The 21,836-nt window shown below is 61.5% G+C and carries 15 protein-coding genes; 7 read left to right on the top strand and 8 right to left on the bottom strand.

The features are described from left to right. The first annotated feature begins 103 nt into the window (after positions 1–103). Together AAAX32_RS05135 and AAAX32_RS05130 are read left to right on the top strand one after the other, a co-directional pair. Complete coding sequence (locus AAAX32_RS05135) at positions 104–607, top strand: flavin reductase family protein (protein WP_349100187.1); 504 nt, start codon at positions 104–106, stop codon at positions 605–607. 89 nt (positions 608–696) lie between these two features. Beyond that, a complete protein-coding gene (locus AAAX32_RS05130) occupies positions 697–840 on the top strand; it encodes a rubredoxin-like domain-containing protein (protein WP_055251878.1) in 144 nt (47 codons plus the stop codon). A 307-nt stretch (positions 841–1,147) separates the two neighbouring features. Here AAAX32_RS05130 and AAAX32_RS05125 read toward each other — a convergent pair whose 3' ends face one another. Together AAAX32_RS05125 and gpmA are read right to left on the bottom strand one after the other, a co-directional pair. Further along, entirely contained in the window at positions 1,148–2,404 is a 1,257-nt protein-coding gene (locus tag AAAX32_RS05125; protein ID WP_349100186.1) for an Nramp family divalent metal transporter, read from the bottom strand. Between the two features lie 75 nt (positions 2,405–2,479). After that, entirely contained in the window at positions 2,480–3,226 is a 747-nt protein-coding gene (gpmA, locus tag AAAX32_RS05120; RefSeq protein ID WP_192934668.1) for a 2,3-diphosphoglycerate-dependent phosphoglycerate mutase, read from the bottom strand. A gap of 419 nt (positions 3,227–3,645) precedes the next feature. Between gpmA and gltB the strand changes: the two genes are divergently transcribed. The 5 genes from gltB to AAAX32_RS05095 all read left to right on the top strand — a co-directional run bounded on the left by gltB (position 3,646) and on the right by AAAX32_RS05095 (position 13,911). After that, positions 3,646–8,343: a glutamate synthase large subunit gene (gltB, locus tag AAAX32_RS05115; RefSeq protein ID WP_349100185.1), complete on the top strand. Its 4,698-nt coding sequence runs from the start codon at positions 3,646–3,648 to the stop codon at positions 8,341–8,343. 5 nt (positions 8,344–8,348) lie between these two features. Then, complete coding sequence (locus AAAX32_RS05110; protein WP_349100184.1) at positions 8,349–9,830, top strand: glutamate synthase subunit beta; 1,482 nt, start codon at positions 8,349–8,351, stop codon at positions 9,828–9,830. Positions 9,831–10,183: 353 nt separating this feature from the next. Continuing rightward, the gene (locus tag AAAX32_RS05105) at positions 10,184–10,891 is read left to right on the top strand and encodes a hypothetical protein (protein ID WP_349100183.1); all 708 of its coding nucleotides are present in this window, start codon (positions 10,184–10,186) and stop codon (positions 10,889–10,891) included. A 265-nt stretch (positions 10,892–11,156) separates the two neighbouring features. Beyond that, complete coding sequence (locus tag AAAX32_RS05100) at positions 11,157–12,245, top strand: hypothetical protein (protein WP_349100182.1); 1,089 nt, start codon at positions 11,157–11,159, stop codon at positions 12,243–12,245. A gap of 295 nt (positions 12,246–12,540) precedes the next feature. Further along, positions 12,541–13,911 carry an amidohydrolase family protein gene (locus tag AAAX32_RS05095; protein WP_349100181.1) on the top strand — a complete coding sequence of 457 codons (1,371 nt, stop codon included), beginning with the start codon at positions 12,541–12,543 and terminating at the stop codon, positions 13,909–13,911. Between the two features lie 133 nt (positions 13,912–14,044). Here the strand turns inward: AAAX32_RS05095 and AAAX32_RS05090 are convergent, their stop codons facing one another. The 6 genes from AAAX32_RS05090 to AAAX32_RS05065 all read right to left on the bottom strand — a co-directional run bounded on the left by AAAX32_RS05090 (position 14,045) and on the right by AAAX32_RS05065 (position 21,406). Next, the gene (locus AAAX32_RS05090; protein ID WP_349100180.1) at positions 14,045–14,518 is read right to left on the bottom strand and encodes a hypothetical protein; all 474 of its coding nucleotides are present in this window, start codon (positions 14,516–14,518) and stop codon (positions 14,045–14,047) included. 146 nt (positions 14,519–14,664) lie between these two features. Further along, positions 14,665–14,937: a metal-sensing transcriptional repressor gene (locus tag AAAX32_RS05085; RefSeq protein ID WP_055285698.1), complete on the bottom strand. Its 273-nt coding sequence runs from the start codon at positions 14,935–14,937 to the stop codon at positions 14,665–14,667. A gap of 48 nt (positions 14,938–14,985) precedes the next feature. Further along, the gene (locus tag AAAX32_RS05080; RefSeq protein WP_006235338.1) at positions 14,986–15,207 is read right to left on the bottom strand and encodes a heavy-metal-associated domain-containing protein; all 222 of its coding nucleotides are present in this window, start codon (positions 15,205–15,207) and stop codon (positions 14,986–14,988) included. Positions 15,208–15,354: 147 nt separating this feature from the next. After that, positions 15,355–17,697 carry a heavy metal translocating P-type ATPase gene (locus AAAX32_RS05075; protein WP_349100178.1) on the bottom strand — a complete coding sequence of 781 codons (2,343 nt, stop codon included), beginning with the start codon at positions 17,695–17,697 and terminating at the stop codon, positions 15,355–15,357. A gap of 490 nt (positions 17,698–18,187) precedes the next feature. Further along, positions 18,188–20,272, bottom strand: a complete 2,085-nt coding sequence (locus tag AAAX32_RS05070; protein WP_349100177.1) for a DUF6273 domain-containing protein — start codon at positions 20,270–20,272, stop codon at positions 18,188–18,190. A gap of 171 nt (positions 20,273–20,443) precedes the next feature. Then, positions 20,444–21,406, bottom strand: coding sequence for an FHA domain-containing protein (locus AAAX32_RS05065; protein ID WP_349100176.1), 963 nt, complete (start codon positions 21,404–21,406; stop codon positions 20,444–20,446). Positions 21,407–21,836: the final 430 nt, after the last annotated feature.

Genomic DNA, 21,836 nt, shown 5'->3' with positions numbered 1-21,836 from the left:
TTCTGACACATATGTTTCAAAGGCGGCGTCCGTTATGGGCGCTGCCTTTTTTGTGGGTACATACATCCATGAGGTTCCAACCCGAGCTAGGGGAGTGATCGTTATGGACAAAACTGCGTTCTTTACCATGCCGAGCGGCCTGTACGTGGTGAGCGCCGCGGCAGACGGGCTGCGTGCCGGCTGCGTTATCAACACAGCGGTGCAGGTGACGTCCATGCCGCCGCGCATTTCGGTTGCCGTGAACAAGGACAACGTCACCTCGGGCGTCATCGCTTCGGCCAAAGCGTTCGCGCTGACCGTGATCGATCAGACCGCCGATATGCTCTACATCGGTAACTTTGGGTTCCGCACCAGCAGCGATTATGACAAGTTTGCCAAATACGAGACCCGCGAGACGGCTCTGGGCATGCCCTATGTGCCCGAGCACGCGGCGGCCCTGTTTAGCTGCCATTTGATCGACACTGTGGATGTTGGCACGCATCTGCTGCTTATCGGCGAGGTCGAGGATGCCGAGCGCTTGAGTGACGAGACGCCGCTCACCTACGATTACTACCATAAGGTCCTGAAGGGCAAGACGCCTCCGAAGGCGTCCTCGTATCAAGGCTAGAAATGTTTTAAAAATACTTGCATTATATTATTAAGAATCTATACTGATAAATGAAGTACATCACCAGTCGCGTTTGAGAGGAGAACATCATGGCTGAGGAGAAGAAGACGTATAAGTTCGTGTGCGTCGTTTGCGGTTACGAGGTTGAGGTCGATACGCCCGAGCTGCCCGAGGATTATGTGTGCCCGGTGTGCGGCGTCGGTCCCGATCAGTTTGAGCTCGTCGAGGAGTAGCTCGCAGACACACGGCGAAAGCCGAACATAGCTCTGTCCAAGGGCCTCGGTCGAATTCTCGGCCGGGGCCCTTTTCCTCCGCCCCCAAGGGATCACGGTTGCTGTTGGCCGATCCTGTCTGTTGTGAGTCCGGCCGACCTTTTGTCTCAATCTGTAACATCTAGCAGTGAAAACGGGGTCTACGTGTTACAGATTGAGACAAACGGAGCTATCCCTCGGAATGATCTCGATCTGTAACATCTAGACATCAAAAGCGGGTCTTCCTGTTACAGATCGAGACATTTGCCTGGGTAGGTGCCCCGCCCCATTACATCCCTGTCAACAACACGACATCGAGAATCGTCACGATGACACCGATCCCTACGAGCAGCGCGTTGAGCGGGCGCGAGTTGGCGTATTTACCCATGACGCGGGGCGAACTGGTGAGTCGTATGAGCACAAAGACCGTAATCGGCAGCTGAAGCGACAGCAGTGCCTGACTCCAGATGAGACCTTCAAAAGGATTTGGAACGACCAGGCACGCCGCCACTGCTCCGGCGAAACAGGCCGCCACCCCGACCGAGGAATGTCGGTCGTGGATGTCGTATTCCTCGTCGAACATGCCCGCAGTGATGGTTCCCGCCGCCATGCCCGCTGTCACGCTGCTCGATAATCCCGCGAACAGCAGCGCTACCGCAAAGATGGTCGAGCTCGCCGGGCCCAAGATGGGGGAGAGCGTGGCCGCTGCGACGGTGAGGTCGTCTACGACCATGCCGTGCGCAAAGAAGGTCGTTGCGGCCAGGATGACCATGGCCGAGTTGATTGCCCAGCCCACGCCCATCGAAAAGAGCGTGTCGAAGAGCTCGTAGCGCAGACGTTCTTCGATAACCTGCTCGCCTTGGCCTTCGAAGTGCATGGATTGGATGACCTCGGAGTGCAGAAAAAGGTTGTGTGGCATAACGACCGCACCCAGGACGCTCACGATAATCGCGGCAGAGCCAGTGGGCATACTAGGCGTGATCCAGCTTGCGGCGGCTTGCGGCCAGTCGACCTTGACTAGTGCAAGCTCGGCCAAAAACGAGAGTCCTACCACGCCTACGAAGGCGATGATCCAGCGTTCGGCATGCTTGTAGGAGTTCGTCATGAGCATCGCCATCGATACTGCCGCCACGATGACGCAGCCCGCGCGCACGGGCAGCCCAAAGAGCATTTGAAGGGCAATCGCGCCACCCAGGACTTCGGCCATGGCGGTGGCGACAGTCGCGAGATAGGCACTGGCGAGTACCGTGCGTCCAACGAAGCGGGGGAGGTAACGTGTCGTGGCCTCGGCAAGGCAGGCGCCCGTGGCGATACCCAGGTGCGCCGCGTTGTGCTGCAGCACAATGAGCATAATCGTGGACAGCGTGACGATCCACAGCAGCGCGTAGCCAAACTGCGAGCCCGCGGCCATATTGGAGGCCCAGTTGCCCGGGTCGATAAAGCCGACGGTCACGAGCAGCCCGGGGCCGATATGCCGCGCAATGTCTAGGCCTCCGTGACCACCGGTGCGTCGGGAGCCAAAGTGTTGTTTGAGATGGTTGAGCATGGTGCGCTCCTGTGTATGGGCGGCGTGACGTCGCATCTGGGCCGTGCGGCGCCACGCGTCGGTTTTGGGTTGGGGCTACTTGTGCGCTTTGCCCTGATTGGCCACGGCGTCGATCTTGGCGGCGATGGTCGCCGGGTCGCCGATGTAGCGCTTGTCGAGGACGTTGAAATCGGTGTCGAAGGTGTAGACGAGCGGCACGCCGGTGGGGATGTTGACCTTGAGGATCTCCTCGGGCGTGAGGTGCTCGAGCTTCATGACGAGTGAGCGCAGGGAGTTGCCGTGTGCGGCGATGAGTACGCGCTTGCCGGCGAGCATCTGGGGGCGAATCTCGTCTTCGAAATAAGGCCAGGCGCGGGCGATCGTGTCCTTGAGGCACTCGGTATAGGGCAGCTGATCGGGCGCGACATCACGGTATTGCTCCTGGGTGTGGGGATCGCGCGCGTCGTCCGGCTCGAGTGCCGGCGGGCAGACATCGAAGGAGCGGCGCCAGATGAGCACCTGCTCGTCGCCGTGCTCCGCTGCGGCATCGGCCTTGTTGAGACCCTGCAACGCTCCGTAGTGGCGCTCGTTGAGCTTCCAGGATTTGATGACGGGCAACCACTCGCGATCCATTTGGCCGAGCACGATGTCGAGGGTGTGAATTGCGCGCTTGAGACGCGAGGTGTAGCAGACGTCGAAGTCGAAGCCCGCTTCTTTGAGGGCTCGACCGCCTGCTGCGGCTTCTTCGCGGCCCGTGTCGGTGAGTTCTACGTCGGTCCAGCCGGTGAACAGGTTGAGTTTGTTCCACTCGGATTCTCCGTGACGGATAAGGACAAGTTGCATTGTCTGTCGGTCTGCTCGGTGCGCCATAGGGGCCTCCTTGATCTGGCACGGTGTGCGTGCCGTTTGCTTGACGCCGCAAAGGATACCCGTTTTAAGCTTAAAAGTTAACCAAGACTAACAAAATTGTTGTATTTGAATAGGATGATGAAGGGGGGCTGCCGAAATGTCTCTCGAAAACATCTCAATCTGTAATAGTTAGTCGTCGTAATTGGGCCTTCCTGTTACAGATTGAGATGTTTGAAGTGGTGAGCTAACAGGCCGAACTTGGGGCCTATGTTGTCGCCCTTGAGGTCGGCGGTGTCCACTCGTAGGGCGTGCGTTACGCGATTGTTTCGAAACGGGTGGGAAACACAACGGGCCGGCGATGCTCCTAGTATGCCTATTCAACTGACTGTCTAAATATCTAGGGGAGGATCGCGATGCAGGCAGATTCCGCTCAGCAGCAGGGCCTTTATCGCCCCGAATTCGACCACGACGCATGTGGCATCGGCGCGCTTGCCGATATCAACGGCGAGCGCCATCACCAGATTCTGGACGACGCGCTGTCCATTCTGGTCAACTTGGAGCACCGCGGCGGTACGGGACTCGAGAAGAACACCGGCGACGGCGCCGGCATCCTGTTCCAGGTTCCGCATCACTTTTTCCGCAAAGAGGCTCAAAAGTGCGGCCAGATTCTGCCGGCAGAGGGCGACTATGGTGTGGCCATGCTGTTCTTTCCGCAGGATGACAAGGGCGTAGAGGATGCCCGCCGCGTGTTTGAGGAGGGTTGCACCGAGGCCGGCGTGCCGCTGCTCTTTTGGCGCGAGGTGCCCGTCGACCCGCACGACCTGGGCGAGACGGCACGCGCCTGCATGCCCACCATTCTGCAAGCCTTTCTGGGCCGCCCCGACGATACGCCGGCGGGTGACGCCTTCGAGCGCCGCCTGTACGTGTGCCGTCGCACTATCGAGAAGAAGGCCGATGCCGAGTTTGCCCTGCGCGACAAGATCTTCTACGTCTGCTCCATGAGCTCGCGCACCATCGTGTACAAGGGCATGCTCGTCGCCACGCAGATGCGCCGCTTCTTCATCGACCTCAACGACGCCGCCGTCAAGACGGCTGTGGCGCTCGTCCACTCGCGCTACTCCACCAACACCACGCCCAGCTGGGAGCGTGCGCACCCCAACCGCTTTATCATTCACAACGGCGAGATCAATACCCTCAAGGGCAACGTCAACTGGATTCGCGCCCGCGAACCCAACCTGTACAGCCCCGTGCTGCAGCACGATCTTGAGCGCGTGATGCCCATCATCAACCGCGAGGGTTCCGACTCCGCGATTCTGGACAACGTGCTCGAGTTCCTGGTCATGAACGGTCGCCCGCTCACGCGTGCCGCGTCCATGTTGCTGCCCGAGCCGTGGGACCACAACGATAGCCTGAGTGAGGAGCGCCGCGCCTACGACGCTTACCAGTCCATGCTCATGGAGCCGTGGGACGGTCCTGCCGCTATCGCCTTTACCGACGGCCGTACCCTGGGCGCCGCCCTCGACCGTAACGGCCTGCGCCCGGCTCGCTACTACGTGACGCGCGACGGCCGCTTTATGCTGGCGAGCGAGGTGGGCACCATCGAGGTGCGCCCCGAGAACATCCTGACGAGCGGCTGCTTGGGACCGGGTCAGATGCTCGAGGTCGACTTTGCCCGCGGCCGCGTGATCTACAACGACGAGCTGCGCGCCCGTTACGCCAAGGAAAAGCCCTACCGTGATTGGATTGCCGAGGAGACGCTGACCGTCGACGCGCTCGATGAACCCGCCGCGCCCGCGTCCGCCGAGGATGCCGAGGTGCCCGCCGCTGTGCGCATGGCCAAGCTCGGCTACCACTGGGATGACGTCGACGAGGTCGTGCGTCCTATGGCCCAGCAGGGCAAGGCCCCGCTCGCCTCGATGGGCATCGACGCGCCGCTGGCTTGCCTGTCCAAGAAGACGCGTTCGTTCTTTGACTACTTCTATCAGCTGTTCGCTCAGGTCACGAACCCGCCCATCGACGCCCTTCGCGAGCACATGGTGACTTCGACCACGCTCTACCTGGGCAACCACGGCAACCTGCTCGAGGATTCCCGCACGGCCTGTCAGCTGGTGCGCTTGGAGCGCCCATTGCTCAACGAGGAAGAGTTCGAGCATATCTGTGCCATCGACCGTGTTGGCTTTAAGACCCGTCGTTTCCGTGCCGTCTACCGCCGCGATGCCGGCGAGGGCGCGCTGCAGACTGCGCTCACACAGCTTGCCGAGGACGTCGAGGCCGCGGTTCGCGACGGCGTGAACATTGTGGTGTTGAGCGATCGTGCCGCTGCGGGCGAGGTGCCCGTGCCGTCGCTGCTCGCTGTGGGCTGCGTGCACAACCACCTGATCCGCGCCGGCGTGCGTACCTTTGCCGATATCGTGGTGGAGTGCGGTGACGCCGTGTCCCCGCATGACTTTGCGGCGCTGGTGGGCTACTCCGCGAGCGGCATCTATCCGTACAACGCACATGCGTGCATCCGCGATCTGGCGGCACGCGGCGACCTGGACGTGACGGCCGAGCAGGGCATCGCCAACTACAACAAGGCTGCGACCGCCGGCATCGTCTCCATCATGTCCAAGATGGGCATCTCCACGGTGCAGAGCTACCATTCGGCGCAGATCTTCGAGGCCGTGGGCTTTACGCCGGAGTTCGTCAACGCGTACTTCGCCGGCACGGTGAGCCGCGTGGGCGGTATGGGTGTCGAGGACGTCGAGCACGAGCAAAACGAGCGCTACGACGCCGCGCTCGCTATCCTTAAGAGCCCGGCTCCCGATCAGCTGCCCACGCTGGGTCTGACCAAGTGGCGCCCGCTCGGCGGCGAGGATCACCTGATCGATCCGCAGACTGTCTACTTGCTGCAGACCGCCTGCCGCGAGGACAGCTACGACACCTTTAAGGAGTACAGCGCCCGCCTGCACCGCACCGGCCGCGCCGTGCGCCTGCGCGACCTGCTGGACTTTGATGCCAGCGGCCGTACCCCGGTGGCACTCGACGAGGTCGAGCCCGCGTTCAACATCGTCCGCCGCTTTAACACCGGCGCCATGTCGTACGGCTCCATCAGCAAAGAGGCACACGAGTGCATGGCCATCGCCATGAACCGCCTGCACGGCCGTTCCAACTCCGGCGAGGGCGGCGAGGATCCGCGTCGCGAGACCCCGCTGGCTAACGGCGACTCCAAGAACTCCGCCATCAAGCAGGTGGCAAGCGCGCGCTTTGGCGTGACGAGCCGCTACCTGTGCAGCGCCTTCGAGATTCAGATCAAGATGGCCCAGGGCGCCAAGCCCGGCGAGGGCGGCCACCTGCCCGGCAAGAAGGTCTACCCCTGGATTGCCGAGGTCCGTCAGTCCACGCCCGGCATCGGCCTGATCTCGCCTCCGCCGCACCACGACATCTACTCTATCGAGGACTTGGCAGAGCTGATCTTTGACCTTAAGAACGCCAACCCCGGCGCACGCGTGTCGGTCAAGCTGGTCAGTGAGGCCGGCGTCGGCACCATCGCCACCGGTGTGGCCAAGGGTGCTGCCGACAAGATCTTGATCAGCGGTCACAATGGCGGCTCGGGTGCCGCTGCGCGCGACTCTATCTGGCATGCGGGTCTGCCGCTGGAGCTTGGCCTTGCCGAGGCCCAGCAGACGCTGCTGCAAAACGGCCTGCGCTCGCGCGTGGTGCTCGAGGCCGACGGCAAGCTCATGGACGGCACCGACGTTGCCGTCGCCTGCTTGCTGGGCGCCGAGGAGTTTGGCTTTGCGACCATGCCGCTCATCTCGATGGGCTGCCTCATGCAGCGCGACTGCCAGCAGGATACCTGCCCCGCCGGCATCGCCACGCAAAACTGCCGCCTGCGTCGCGGCTTCCGCGGCAAGCCCGAGCACGTCGAGCACTTTATGCTCTTTGTTGCCGAGCAACTGCGCGAGGTCATGGCGAGCCTGGGCTTCCGCACCGTCGACGAGATGGTCGGCCATCCCGAGTGCTTGCGCCAGATTGAGGTCCCGGGCAACCGTAAGGCCAACCTGCTCGATCTGTCGCCCGTGCTGGCGAGCGCGACCTGCGAGTTCGGTGCCCATATCCCGGGTGCCGACGGTCGTCACTTCCTGCCGCAGATGGCCGCGGACAGCGAGCTCGACAAGACGCTCGACTCCACGCTGTTCGTGCCCTATACGGCCGATGCCCGTGCCCACTTGCGCCCGATTCGCTTCCGCGCCGATATCGCCAACGTCAACCGTTGCGTGGGCACCATCCTGGGTAACGCGGTGACCAAGGCACATCCCGAGGGCCTGCCCGCCGGCTCCATCACCATCGATTGCGATGGATCGGCCGGTCAGAGCTTTGGCGCCTTCCTGCCGCGCGGCATTACGCTCAACGTGTGCGGCGACGCCAACGACTACTTTGGCAAGGGCCTTTCGGGCGGCGAGGTGTCGGTGCGCCCCAACCCGCATGCGACCTATAAGTTCGACGAAAACATCATCGTGGGCAACGTTGCGTTCTTTGGCGCCACGAGCGGCCGTGGCTTCATCAACGGCCTGGCAGGCCAGCGCTTTGGCGTACGCAACTCCGGTGCCACCGTGGTGGTCGAGGGTTGCGGCAACCACGGTTGCGAGTACATGACGGGTGGCCTGGCGCTCATCCTGGGCGAGGTCGGGCAGAACTTCGCTGCCGGCATGACGGGTGGCGTGGCTTATGTCTTTGACCAGTACGGCACGCTCGATGCCCGCGTGAACCACGAGAGCGTTGAGCTCAAGGCCCCGACTGCCGGCGAGCTGGCGCAGATTCGCGAGCTCATCCAGGAGCACGTGGACGCGACGCAGAGTCCGCGCGGCATCAAGCTGCTCTACAGCTTTGAGACGATGAGCAAGCACTTTGTGAAGGTCATTCCGACCGAGTACGAGCGTGTGCTGGCGATTGTCGCCGCCGCCGAGGCCGTCGGCAAGACGCATGCGCAGGCCGAGGAGCTGGCGTTTGACATTGTGACCGGTCGCGCGAGCGCCGCGGATGTCGATCGCTTTGATGTGGCGGGCGGTGCTGCTGGCGCTGCGTCTGTGGCTGCCAGCTCTGTTGCTTCGACCAAGAAGGAGGCGTAAGTGCCATGGGTAAGCCCGGTGCTTTTCTTGATATCGATCGTGTGACCCACGAGCTTCGCCCCGTGGAGGAGCGCAGCCGTGATTTCGATCCGCTGTACGTGGAGCTCGACGACGATGCACGTCGCGCCCAGGCGAGCCGCTGCATGATGTGCGGCGTGGCGTTTTGCCAGATGGGCGCGAGCTTTGGCAAGGCACGTCCGAGCGGCTGCCCGCTGCACAACTTGATTCCCGAGTGGAACGAGCTGGTGTACCGCGGCCGCTGGGATGAGGCTGCCGAGCGCCTGTCGCTCACCTCGCCCATGCCTGAGTTCACGAGCCGCGTGTGCCCTGCGCTGTGCGAGGCCGCGTGCAACCTGGGCTCGGTCGACGGCCAGCCTACGACGATTCACGATAACGAGCGCGCGATCAGCGACCATGAATGGGCAAACGGCGGCCCGCGCCACTTTGAGCCGGCAGGGGAGGATGCGCCCACGGTCGCCGTGGTTGGTTCTGGACCGGCTGGTCTGGTGGCTGCATGGGAGCTCGCGCGTCGCGGCGCCCGCGTGACGGTGTTTGAGCGTGACGACCGCCCGGGCGGCCTGCTCATGTATGGCATTCCCAACATGAAGCTCGAGAAGTCCGTGGTCGAGCGTCGCGTGGCGCTCATGCGCGAGCTGGGTATTGTGTTCGAGCTGGGCGCCGACGTGAGCGATCCCAAGGTTACCGCCAGGCTCGACGACTTTGACGCCGTCGTGGTGGCTGCCGGCGCCCGTGTTCCGCGTGGGCTTTCGGCTGCGAACATTGATGCCCCGGGCGTGGTGTATGCCGTGGACTACCTGACGGCTTCGACCGTCTCGGTGCTCGATGGCGGTGAGCCTGCTATTGACGCGCGCGGCCTGGACGTCGTGGTCATTGGCGGTGGCGATACCGGCAACGACTGCGTGGGTACCGCGGTGCGTCAGGGCGCGCGCAGCGTGCGCCAGTTTGAGTTCTTGCCGGCTGCGCCCGATAAGCGCGCGGCGAACAACCCCTGGCCGCAGTGGCCCAACGTTAAGAAGACCGACTACGGCCAGCAGGAGGCTATCGCTGCGATGGGTGGCGAGATGCGTGCCTGGGGCGTGGATACGCTCGAGGTGTTGCTGGACAAGAAGGGTGCGGCTGCGGGTCTGCGCGTGGTCGATCTGGACTGGTCGGCGGGAAAGCCCGAGCGCATCGCTGGTTCCGAGCACGAGGTGCCGGCGCAGTTGGTGCTCATCGCCTGCGGTTTTACGGGCCCGGAGCACGGTGTGTTCAATGCAGTGAGCGTGCCTGTTGCCACCGCTGGTCGTCCGCTGCCGGTGATGGCTGCCGAGGGTTCGCATCTCGCGGCTCGCACGGAGGGCGTCGCCGCGGATGCCGCGCCGGTGTATGTGGCGGGTGATGCCCGCAACGGCAGCTCGCTCGTGGTGAACGCCATGGCCGATGCCCTGGCCTGCGCAGCCGAAGTCGCCGACGCGCTGGAGCTGTAAAGTAGTCATTTAAGAACGTCCCCAATGACTAGTCATTTTTTGTCTAGTCGTTGGGGGCACTCTTTGCGAGCGATTTACTCGTTTGTCGACGTACGGGTGTTCATTTGGCGACTTCTTGGGCTGTGGTCACCTGTTGTTTCTGTGGTGGCTGCGGGCATCTGGCTCAAAAGGGCGGGTTGGCTGTCTATGTCTACCTGCGGTTTCTTTGCGGTACGCTCATTCGGTCAAGTACCCCGTCAAGTGTTTGGTTAGCATCTGGTTTGCAGCCGAAGGCCTATTTTGCCCGCGCTTGCCTCGGTTGCTCGCCCTCCTCGTAAGCTCAAATTGAGGCCCATCAGTTTGAGGAGGATGCCATGACTGACCAAGTTTTTGACCGAGCAGAGCTGGCCGAAGCCGTCGGCAACGATATTGCCGACATGGCTCACTTTTGGATGCTGCGGAAGTTTCAATTTCTGGAGCCGGCGTGCGAGCAGTTCGAGATTATCGTCGATCCGTGGCTCAGCTATTGCGAGGAACCTTCTCAAAACGAAATCATGGCCTACAACATGGCGTTTACCGATTGGCTGCTGTTTGAGCGCCCCTATTACCACGGCAAGACGCTGTTGGAGCTGTATGTGGACGAGCCGCCAGCGTCAATTTCTCCTGCTTCGCTCGGGCGACTTAAGCAGGTGCGTGACACGCAGTATTTCTCGCGCTTTGGCATTTTGGACAAGGATCCCGCGACTGGCATGGTCGTGCTGAAGGACACGCGTACCGACCGTCGCTTTGACGTCCACGACCCACATATCGTGCAAAAGGAGCACTGGAACGATGGCGCGATTGCGGTGCGCCTCGCCTGCGTCGACGATGTCTGGCTTACGGCGGGACAGCTCTACCTGTATGACATCGCGCGCCTGAACGACACGGCGGTCGACGGACCGGGTGCGGTGCATCCCGAGGATCTGCAGGACGGCTTTGACACCTCGTGCATCAGCTTCTTCTTGCGTCTGGTCCGCGACATCATGGGCGCCCAGGGGCGGTACGTAAAGTCCCTCAACATCTACGAACAGGAATGGGGGTAGAGGATGGGCGGTTGTCGCCTGCCTTGCCTTCTGCCCTTTTGTCTCGATCTGTAACGTTTGGGGACAAAAACCAGTCTATCTGTTACAGATCGAGACGAATGCTTGGGCGCCGCTGGTTTGTCTAAATCTGTAACGTTTAGGGGCCTGGAGAACGTCTTACTGGTACAGATCGAGACGTTTGGCACCTGGCTGGGGGGAATGTCTCAATCTGTAACATCTACAGTCCAAAAATCGGTCTTCTTGTTACAGATCAAGACGTTTGTCGGTGGAGGCAACGGTGACGATGGTCCATTTGTCCGATGTGGTGGTGATGGAAGTGTCTAATACCGTTTTCAAGCACAAGCATACGACTCGCAACACGTTGGCGCGGAATAGGATGCTCGCGCGACTCACGGAGGCGACCGAGCAAGGTGCGCTGCTCGCAACGCATGACAATGCCGAGCTCATGTGGCTGCGGCGTCATGTTGGAACCGACGATATCGCGGAACCCGAGCCGTATTTGTTCTGCTTTCAACATGATTGGGGTGTGCTGACGCCGGCGGAGCGAACGCTGCGTACCATCAAAGGGCTTGCAGAGTTTCATCCCGATTGGGCGTTTTGGGGCTATGACGCGGCGCTTTTGTGGGGTCTGAAGGTGCCGAATGATCTGCTTGGGTCGCGTTTTCTTGTTAAGACGGGTTGTTCGGTGACGTTGAGCGGCGGGTGCAGGTTGTTGCGTCCGCAGATGGCGGGCGCACTCGAGCATGTTGATGGCGTGCGGGTGACGTCGTTTTGGCGCACGGTGGAGGATTGCCTACTGCGTGCGCCGTTCTCCTACGGGTTGGCGATTGCCGATTCTGCACTGCGGGCGAAAGGCGTATCACGTGGGGATTTGTGCGAGCGCCTCCGCGCCGATTGCGAGGGCAGGCGAGGGTATCGCAGGGCACAGGTGATTGCGTCGTATGCGGACGGGCTGTCTGAAAACGGCGGCGAGTCTCGGTTCCGAGCATTCTTTATTGCGTACGGCTTTCCGGTTCCGGAGCTGCAGGTGGAGTTTCGCGACCCGCTCGATCCGAGCCAGGTGTTTCGCGTCGACTATTTTTGGCGGCTCGAGGACGGGACGTGTGTCATCGGCGAGCTCGACGGAAAGGGGAAGTACACCTTGCAGAGCGGCGAGGGTCGGGAGTCGGTTGACCCATTCGTGGCAGAGCGTCAGCGGGAATCTCATCTGACAATGCTCGGGCATAAGGTGCTTCGGTTTACGTTTAATGAACTCAAAGGCCCGGGGAAGCTAGTCGAGAAAATGAGGCTGGCGGGTATTCCTCGGCAGGTTGAATTGGCTGAGGAGTGGAGATGCCAGTGGTATGGGCGCTGAGAGGTTTTGTCTCGATCTGTAACGTTTAGAGGTTGTTTGAGCTCGTAATTGTTACAGATCGAGACAAGCCGGTGAAACGTCGACCGAATGTCTCGATCTGTAACATCAGGGGACCCAATAACCCTGTACCTGTTATAGATCGAGAGATTTCCCTAGTGCCGCTGGGATGGGACTGCAACGTATTCCGTCCCCCACATCCTCTCTTCCTTCCGTTAACCGATGCGTCTGCAGCAATCCAGCGGGACTAGGTGATAATGGACAAATGTTCAAGTTAATCGTGAGGGAGGAGCTCGATATGGCATCTGCCGATCGTTCCACGTTGTTTATCAATGCGACCATTCTGGATGGTTCGGAGCATATGGAGCCGCAACCCGATATGGCCGTGACTGTTGAGCGCGGCGTCATCACCTGGATGGGGCCGAGTGCTGTGGCGCAGGCGCCTGCAGGTGCCGAGGTTATCGACCTGGGTGGTGCGTATCTCATGCCCGGTCTCATCAATATGCACGTGCACCTGTGCGGCTCGGGCAAGCCTGTCTCGGCCGGCGATGCGGGAGCGCTGATGAAGAAACTCGATAATCCCGTGGGCCGTGCCATCGTCCGCCGCATCCTCAAGGGCAGTGCCCAGCAGCAGCTGGCAAGCGGCGTGACCACAGTGCGCGGCGCGGGCGACCCGCTGTTTGCCGACATTGCCGTGCGCGACGCTATCGACGCCGGCAAGTATCAGGGTCCGCGCCTGGTAGCGCCGGGAACGGGCGTCACGGTGCCGGGCGGCCATGGCGCGGGCTTGTTCGCCCAGGTGGCCAACAGCCCCGTCGAGGCAGCCGAGCAGGTGCGAGACCTGTATGCGCGCGGCGCCGACGTCATTAAGCTGTTCGTAACGGGCGGTGTGTTCGATGCGACCGAGGTGGGCGAGCCGGGCGTGCTGCGTATGCCGGTGGAGGTTGCCGCGGCGGCGTGCAAGGCGGCGCACGAGGTGGGTCTGCCGGTTATGGCTCATGTCGAGAGCGCCGAGGGCGTGAAGGCCGCGCTTGAGGCCGGGGTCGACACGATCGAGCACGGTGCCCCGATGACGCCCGAGATCCTGGAGCTGTATCGCGGCGCCGCGGGCACACAGCTCGAGGGACGCGCGCCGAGCGTGACCTGCACGATCAGCCCGGCGCTGCCGTTTGTATTGCTCGACCCGGAAAAGACCCATTCGACCGATACACAAAAGAAGAACGGCGACATCGTGTGCTCGGGCATCATCGAGAGCGCCCGTGCCGCACTGGAAGCTGGCATTAAGGTGGGCCTGGGCACGGACTCAAGCTGCCCGTTCGTGACGCAGTACGACATGTGGCGTGAGGTTGCCTATTTTGCCAAGTATGTCGGTGTGAGCAACGCCTTCGCGCTGCATACGGCTACGCAAGTCAACGCCGAGCTGCTGGGGCTGGGCGGCGAGACCGGTACGATCGAGTGCGGCAAGGCCGCCGATATCCTGGTGACGCGCAAGAATCCGCTCGATGACCTGTGCGCTCTGCGTGAGCCGACGCATGTGATGTGTCGCGGTGATCTGGTACGCAAGCTCATGGTGAAGCGTATTCCCGAGGTGGACGCCGAGCTCGACGCGATTATGGCCATGCCTGCCGAAGCGCTGGCTGAGGAGCTGGCCCGCGACGGTGTGGCGTAGATGTGACAAAGGGGCAGCTCCGTTGCCGCATGCAAAAAGCCGAGGTCTCAACACGAGGCCTCGGCTTTTTTATCGAACAAATACTTAAGATTTGGGACAAACAAACCTGATTAATTTGTCCCGCGTGCGGGCGCTAAGAGCGGGTTTCCATCTTGGCGTGGCACTTGGGGCAGGTGACGCGGATCTTGCCTTTGCCCTTGGGGACGGAGAGCATCTGGCCGCAGTTGGGGCACTTGAGGTATGCCGTGGTCTTGCGACCCTTCCACATCTTCTTGGCCGTGCGCTTGGCACGCTCAAAGTCTTCCTTGCTGGTACCGGCCGTGCGCGAGGCGTTGGCAGCCGCGGCGCCGCTACCCAAGCTCGCTATGAACTTGCCCAGGCCGGGGACGTTAGCGGTCGCGGCGACAAAGGCCGCGTTTTCCTTGCGACGTGCGTCGATGTTTTTGGACAGGCCGCGCAGCACGCCAATCACGATTACGGCGATGGCAATCCAGCTGAGCCACTGGATATGGGCTATCGATCCGATCATCGCGATGACGATGCCGACAAAGCCCATAACGATGGTGAGCTCATCGGCGCCATTGCGGCCCTTCATAAAGTCATTCATGCAAATTGCCTTTCGTTCGATATGCTGCACGCCTTTATACCCGATTTAGAGCAAGGGGGACAGGTCAATCTGCACCAAGGTGGTGCAAACATACCTGTCCCCGATGCACCAAGAAGGTGCAAAGCAGTCCGTCCCCAATGCCCCAATTACTTGGAGAGCTTGTCGACGACGCGTTCGATCTCGGCGAGCTTGGCGGCTTTGAGGTCTTCGTCGCCCGATTCGATTGCCGAAGTCACGCAGCCCTCGATATGCGCCTTGAGCACATCGGCGTTGATGCGCGCAATGAGCGCCTGCGTTGCCATGAGCTGCGTGGAAATATCGACGCAGTAGCGGTCCTCATCGACCATCCGCAAGATGCCGTCGATCTGGCCGCGTGCCGTCTTGAGCATGCGGGTCACCGATTTGTGGTCTGCCATCATGGCGGGTCCTCGTTTCTGGTCGATGGGGTCGAATGCTTCTGGTAGCTGCTACGCGGCGGTCACGGACAGGGCGTGGAACTTCTCGCCGGCGCCCTCGACGGCGGCAGCGAGCTGCTCGGCGGTCACGGTGTCGGCGCACTCAACCTGGACGGTCTGGGTCTCGTGATCGGCGTCGGCGTCGGTCACGCCGGCAACGTTGAGCAACGCCGTCTCGACGGTGGCGTCGCAGTGGCCGCACATAAGGCCGGAAGTCTTAATTGTGTAACGCATGGGTATTCCTCTCTGTTGTGTCGGCTTTCCCAGGCACCCGACCTTGACCTTCAAGCCGTCGCTCGCGTACCAAAGTACGCGTCGCTCCTCTTTCAGGTCAATCTCGGGCACCTGGAAAACCCGTTCTAAATGGACTTAATGGTGAGCCTATTTTGCCACTTTTGGCTTAAAGGATTTTAAGCGCAGAGCGTTGGAAACAACGCACACGCTCGACAGGCTCATGGCCGCGGCGCCGAACATCGGCGAGAGCTGCCAACCGGTGAGGGGGAAGAACACGCCTGCCGCCAGCGGAATGCCGATGCCGTTGTAGAACAGCGCCCAGAACAGGTCCTGCTTGATGTTGCGGATCGTGGCGCGCGAAAGCTCGATGGCGCGCGCAACATCCATGAGGTCGCTGCGCATGAGTACCACGTCGGCGCCCTCCTTGGCGATGTCGGCGCCGGTGCCGATCGCAAGGCCCACGTCGGCGCGCGCCAGGGCGGGGGAGTCGTTGATGCCGTCGCCCACCATGGCGACCTTGCCGCCCGCATCCTGCAGTTCGCGCACGTGGCGTTCCTTGTCGGCGGGGAGGACGTCGGCGATGACCTGTTCGCTGGTGAGTCCCACGCGGCGGGCGATAGCCTCGGCCGTCACGCGGTTGTCGCCGGTGAGCATGCGCACGTCGACGCCGAGCTTGCGGAGCGCGGCGATGGCCCCGGCGCTCGTCTCTTTGACCTCGTCAGCCACGGCGATGGTGCCGACAAGCTCGCCGTTCTTGGCAAAGAACAGCGGTGTTTTGCCCTCGGCGGCAAATTGCTCGGTAAGACCCGCGGGCACGGTAACGCCCAACTCGTTCATCAGGCGTACGTTGCCGGCGGCGATGACATTCTGCCCCTCGCGCGCCGTTACGCCACGACCGGGCACGGCGGCAAAGTCCTCGACCATGCGCGCGACAATTCCGCGTGCCTCGCACTCGGCCATAATCGCCTCGGCCAGCGGGTGCTCGCTCGAGCGCTCCAACGCGGCGGCCAGCTTGAGCAGCGACTTTTCGCTCATGGCGGGCGAGCCGTCAGCGCGCGTGGCTACTACGATATCGGTCACGGCAGGCTTGCCGCGGGTGACCGTGCCCGTCTTGTCGAGCACCACGGTGCCCACACTGCGCAGATTCTCCAGCGCCTCGGCACTCTTGAACAGAATGCCCATCTCGGCGCCCTTGCCGGTACCCACCATAATGGCGACGGGCGTGGCCAGACCCAGTGCGCACGGGCAGCTGATCACCAGCACGGCCACGGCGGAGGTGAGCGCCTCGTTCATGCTGCCGGTCAGTGCCATCCACACTACAAAGGTCACGACCGAGATTACAAACACCACGGGCACGAACACGCCGGCGACCTTGTCGGCCATGCGGGCGATGGGCGCCTTGGTGGCGTTGGCGTCCTCGACGAGCTGGATAATCTTGGCGAGCGACGTGTCGGCGCCCACACGCGTGGCGCGGAAGGTAAACGAGCCCGTGCGGTTGACCGTGGCCGCGTTGACAGTGTCGCCGGCGGTCTTTTCCACGGGGATGGACTCGCCGGTGAGCGCGCTCTCGTCCACGGCCGAGCTGCCCTCGAGCACCACGCCATCGACGGGGATGGACTCTCCGGGGCGTACGCGCAGGACCTGGCCGGGAAGGATGCTGTCGACGTCGACGGTGGTTTCGCTGCCGTCCTCTGCCACGACGGTCGCGGTCTTGGGCGCCAGGTCGATGAGCGCCTCGATGGCGCCGTCGGTCTTGGATTTGCTGCGTGTCTCGAGGTATTTGCCCACGGTGACGAGCGACAGGATCGTGCCCGCACTCTCAAAATACAGGTTGCCCATGCTCGTCATCATGGCCTCGTGGATTTGCCCGGCGGCCAGCTGGTCGGCCATGATAAACATGGCATAGAACGACCAGGCGACGGAAGCGGTGGCGCCCACGGCAATAAGGGCGTCCATGGTGGGCGCGCCGTGCGCGAGCGATTTAAACCCGTTGATAAAGTACGCGTCGTTGACATAGACGATGGGGATGAGTAGGACGAGCTCGGTGAGGGCGAGCGTCATACTGTGGGTGTGGTCGGTGAAGACGCCGGGCAGCGGCCAGCCGAGCATGTGCCCCATGCCTATGTAGAACAGCGGGATGAGGAATGCGATCGAGACGATGAGGCGGGTGCGCATAGCGGAGGCGGCGGCCTCCAACTTTTTGGTGGGCGACTCCATACGGGCGGCGCCAGACCTGGCTTGCGCGCCGCCGTTTGAACCGGCGGCACCGGTGCCCGCATCGACGGGTGAGGCCGAGTAGCCAGCGCGATCGACGGCGGTGCAGATGTCGTCGGGGGTGACCTGCGCGGGGTCGTAGTCCACCAGCATAGAGCCGGCGAGCAGATTGACCGCGACGCTCTCGACGCCGTCGAGCTTGCTCACGGCACGATCCACGTGCGCCTGGCAGGCGGCGCATGTCATGCCACCCACGTCGAACTTATCTTGAGCCATGGCTTCTCCTTTCTGTGGTTCGCTGTTGGAATTGTTAACCTGCTGATACTATACACCCATACCCCCTGGGGGTGTCCAGTAATGGTTGGAATGTATGACTTTTCATTACAGATGAGGGTGGCTGCTCAATCGGTGGCCGTCCCAACCAATCATCTCAATCTGTAACATCTGGTCCAGTCGTTGAGCCGTAACTGTTACAGATTTAGACAAACATTTCAGCCGAAAACTAACGTCTCGATCTGTAACATCTAGACCCCGTTTTACCGAGTATTTGTTACAGATCAAGACAAACAGTTGGCAGGAAACTCAATGTCTCGATCTGTAACATCTAGAGAAGTTTTAACCCCTTACTGTTACAGATTGAGATGTTGTCTCGCGGGGTTGGGGTTTTGTCTCGTTCTGTAACATCTAGACCTGTATCTGCCGAGCTGGTGTTACAGATCGAGACAATTGCCGGGGAGGGGTCCCGTCACGGCAAGACGCCCGCCGCCTAGATACAGAACCCGGGGATCACACAGGTTCGCTTATTTGGCTTGTCCGCAGGCGTTGCGTACGTAAAGACGTCGCCGTCGTGTCCCACGCGATTCAAATAGAGTGTGCCTCCACTCTCCGATGTGTCGGGGCTCACCGTGCGCTCCCACCAACAGGTGTCCTTGCCCTTCCATTGGCGGACCATCGTCTCGTTCGTGGAATACGGGCTCACCTTGAGCTCGCGGAAGAGCTGATACTCCTTGCCCTCGCCGTTGTAGATGTCTGCCAGGTAGTGATAGCCCTCGGCAAACGAATCGGGCGGTTGCGTACCGCACAGCTCGACCATGGCGGGCAGCCAAAGGGTTGCGGGCAACTCGCTCAGACACGATGCACTGTTGGCGGCGCCCACATTGTTCGAGACCTTCTTGACCCCTTTAATGAGCGCGCGCAACTCGTTGGGTAGCAGCTTAAGGCCGTCGCCGTTGAGCCATCCCCGCAGCTCGCAATCTGCCCAGCCGGCGCTCGGCGGTTCAGCCGTAGCGTTGCGCTCGGCAATACCCGCGTCGAACATAAACGTCAGCCCGGCCTTGCCTGTACCGTCCAGAAGTTCGTCGTGGCGGATGCCCACAAGCTGAGCGCCGACCTCCAGCCCGTTGGCGAGCTTCACACGCTTGGTGCACGGATAGGGGATATGCCCATCAGTGTCGAGCAGGTGGTAGCGCTTGGCAATCTCGCGTGCCTCGCTACGGGTCTCGGCGGCCTTAATCTTGAGCGAAATTTCCTGCAGCTGATCCCAGGCGTAGTCGTCAAGTGAACCGCGGATGCCGTCCAGGTAGTCGGGGATGCCAAAGCCATGGGTTGCCGCCCCGATAACGCCGAGCCCCGCAACGGCTGCAACGACGCCGCCGATGACAAAGCGGCGGCGGGTCATGGCATCGTGACGGGCCTGCTCCAGGATCTCTCGTGCGCGCTCGCCGGCGACGTCGACCTTAAGGTGCGTGCCAGAATCGATATCAATTGCGGCCTCGTCTCCTGCGTCCTCGCGGTCCTCAGATTCTGCAGCGGGGAGGTATGCCGAGAGCGCCTCGAGCATCTGCTGCTCGGTGGGGCGATCGCCCTGTTCAACCGAGATGCCTTTCATGATGATCTGGACGAGCGCCTTGTCGCCCTCGCAGCGCGGCTCGAGCGGTGCCGGTTTGGTCTTGGTCTTTATGAGGTAGAACGAGCCGGTTGCCGCGGCACCCGTCGACTCGACATCGAACGGCTTGCGACCGCTGTAGAGCTGGTACAGAATGCTCGAAAGCGCATAGACGTCGATCGCGGGCGAGCGGCGAAGGGCCGCGATGCCTTCGATATCCTGCGTGAGCATTTCGGGCGCGGCATATGCGGGTGTGGCAAAACGCCAAATGTCGGCACGTCGGGTGATTGTGTCGTCGCCGAGTGCCATGGTCGCGGAGCCCATGTCGATGAGGCAGGGGTCAAAGGAGCAATCGGCAATCTGCTGTTCGAGCGTTCGGCTGGTGGTGCGGAACATGATATTGGCAGGCGACAGGTCGCGATGGATGACCGGATTCACGAGGCCTTGGGTCATCAAGAGCGCGCGAAGCACGGCGTTTCCGACGGCGGCGACCATCTGGGTGGTCAGCCCGCCCGAGGCGTCGTGCGGAAGCAAGGGCAGCGCCTGCTTGAGCGAGGTGCCCTCGACCCACTCCATGAGGATGAGCGGGTCGTCCTCGCACGATCCGTAGCCATAGACGCGCGGAAATCCGCGCAGGTGCGAGACGGTACACAGATGACGATACTCCTCGAACAGCGCGGCGGTGTTGGCCAGGTGCGCGGCCGATTGCTCGGCGGAGCGGTCGGGGGCTTGGCCGGAAAGGATGGCGTTGTCCTTGAGTAGCTTGACGGCAAAGACCTCGCCGCTCGTGTTGGTCGCGCGTAGCACGTGCCCGATGTTGCCGTTGTTGCGGTGGGCCGTCTGGAGAATAAGCGTCATAAATCGACGCTTGGCGTCGTCCTCGGCGCTGGGGTCGACCGCCACGGCGGTATCGAACGTATCGAGACGGATGAGTTTGTCGCCATAGGCGCTATCGGTAGTATCCATGGCGTTCCTTTGTCTGGCATGGGTTGCCGCGCGTATACGTGGGCAGTGTGGATATCGGTAAAGTACCATGATAGCCACACTGCCCACGTATACCGCTGAGTATTGTCGTTTACGACGCAGAAGGTAGAAGACGAAAGACGGACGGCGACCGTCTTTCGATCGCCGTCCGCGCTAGTCCACAATGACAAGGAATGTCGTGTAGAGACCCAGATGGAGCCTGTCGCTGTTTTCGATTTCCACCGGGGGATAGATCTTGCCGGGTTCGCGTTGGTCGCGCGGCGGCTCGATTACGATATCGCCGTCGCCCGCGCCCGATTCGAGCACTGTGCCGTTGGTCGACCCAAGGCCCTGGGCGTACCAGTGTCCGCCTTCGAGCCAAATGCGGAGATGCTCGCGCGATGCATCAGCGCCTACATCGGTGATGCTGGGCGAGGTTTTGGGCAAGGACCCAATTACCGTGCCGCGCGGATCGCGTGTGAGGGGATGGATTTGCATGTCGGCGCAGTTGTCGGCATGGGTTCTGAGCAGACCGAGGTTGGGGGCGACAGTGCGCGGCTGCTCCAGGCTGCTCATAAAGCCACGTCCGACGGTAGTTTCGGTGGTGCCAAAGTGCCCGCCTGTCTTGCTGTCGCAAAAGCGCTCGACGGTGGCCACGCCTTGGATGGGGTCAGCGAGCGCCCCCGTTGCCACAAAGAGCATAAGGTAAAGCGTACTCTTCTCGCGCACGGCATTGCCGTCAAAGTTGTCGATGCGATTGAGGGCATTTGCATATAGGCGGCTGTCCAACTTGTAGCTGGCGAGAGCCGACATCATTTCGTTGGCGGCCGGGCCGCGATAGTGCTCGGCGATTGCCTGATAGGCGGACTCGCCGCTGCCGAGCTTGCTGCAGATTGCCGCGGAAAGATTGAGCGTGGTGATGGCAAAGTCGCTGTAGATGGCGGGCGCGCACTGGTCAGGCTCGCGATGGACGATGTAACGGGTGAGATACGAGCGGTTGGAAGAGCATTTCTCGAGCAGGGTACTGCCGAGATAAGAGTTTCCATTGATGAGCATTCGGGCGATCTCGAGATGTTTAAGACCGCCGAACGAGCGAATATCGTTATAGAGGACCGAGCAAGGCGTCTCTGCTGCCACGGATACCTCCTTTGATTGCTTCCTAGCCAATATGGCGATAGGAATTAATGGCCCCCGGTGGGCGACGTATTAAATGGCTGCGCAATATATAGCGTAACCAAAGCAACATTATAGGCCACATGTTCGAAATTGCAGGAAGACTGAGAGATTTGGTTTGGACTGGACGGAAATCCCCCTCTGTCTTGTTCTGTAACATTTAGGGCCGGTTTTGCTTCGCAGCCGTTACAGATTGAGACAATCAGCCGGGCCCGCCTCGTCCGCCTCGTCATCTGTGGTTTACGTGGGGGCATGCGATGCACGGGTATACTAACCCGCGGCGAATCTGCTCCATCGCTTAGTGCTGCTGCGTCTGGACGGCGCGTGATAGGGCTGCCAAAGCGATCGCCAGCGTGCTGAGCAACGTCCTCTCTGTGCGCACCCGTTTTTGTAT

The sequence above is a fragment of the Collinsella sp. CLA-ER-H3 genome (assembly GCF_040092425.1).
In the GTDB taxonomy this organism is placed as follows: Bacteria; Actinomycetota; Coriobacteriia; order Coriobacteriales; family Coriobacteriaceae; genus Collinsella.
Note: the sequence above shows the minus strand (reverse complement) of the source record. Positions and strands in the feature narration are given on the sequence as shown.

What these genes read in the sequence shown, in the direction of transcription:
- AAAX32_RS05135 (WP_349100187.1), top strand. Translation starts at nt 104, where the DNA reads ATGGACAAAACTGCGTTCTTTACCATGCCGAGCGGCCTGTACGTGGTG.
- AAAX32_RS05130 (WP_055251878.1), top strand. Translation starts at nt 697, where the DNA reads ATGGCTGAGGAGAAGAAGACGTATAAGTTCGTGTGCGTCGTTTGCGGT.
- AAAX32_RS05125 (WP_349100186.1), bottom strand. Translation starts at nt 2,404, where the DNA reads ATGCTCAACCATCTCAAACAACACTTTGGCTCCCGACGCACCGGTGGT.
- gpmA (WP_192934668.1), bottom strand. Translation starts at nt 3,226, where the DNA reads ATGCAACTTGTCCTTATCCGTCACGGAGAATCCGAGTGGAACAAACTC.
- gltB (WP_349100185.1), top strand. Translation starts at nt 3,646, where the DNA reads ATGCAGGCAGATTCCGCTCAGCAGCAGGGCCTTTATCGCCCCGAATTC.
- AAAX32_RS05110 (WP_349100184.1), top strand. Translation starts at nt 8,349, where the DNA reads ATGGGTAAGCCCGGTGCTTTTCTTGATATCGATCGTGTGACCCACGAG.
- AAAX32_RS05105 (WP_349100183.1), top strand. Translation starts at nt 10,184, where the DNA reads ATGACTGACCAAGTTTTTGACCGAGCAGAGCTGGCCGAAGCCGTCGGC.
- AAAX32_RS05095 (WP_349100181.1), top strand. Translation starts at nt 12,541, where the DNA reads ATGGCATCTGCCGATCGTTCCACGTTGTTTATCAATGCGACCATTCTG.
- AAAX32_RS05090 (WP_349100180.1), bottom strand. Translation starts at nt 14,518, where the DNA reads ATGAATGACTTTATGAAGGGCCGCAATGGCGCCGATGAGCTCACCATC.
- AAAX32_RS05085 (WP_055285698.1), bottom strand. Translation starts at nt 14,937, where the DNA reads ATGATGGCAGACCACAAATCGGTGACCCGCATGCTCAAGACGGCACGC.
- AAAX32_RS05080 (WP_006235338.1), bottom strand. Translation starts at nt 15,207, where the DNA reads ATGCGTTACACAATTAAGACTTCCGGCCTTATGTGCGGCCACTGCGAC.
- AAAX32_RS05075 (WP_349100178.1), bottom strand. Translation starts at nt 17,697, where the DNA reads ATGGCTCAAGATAAGTTCGACGTGGGTGGCATGACATGCGCCGCCTGC.
- AAAX32_RS05070 (WP_349100177.1), bottom strand. Translation starts at nt 20,272, where the DNA reads ATGGATACTACCGATAGCGCCTATGGCGACAAACTCATCCGTCTCGAT.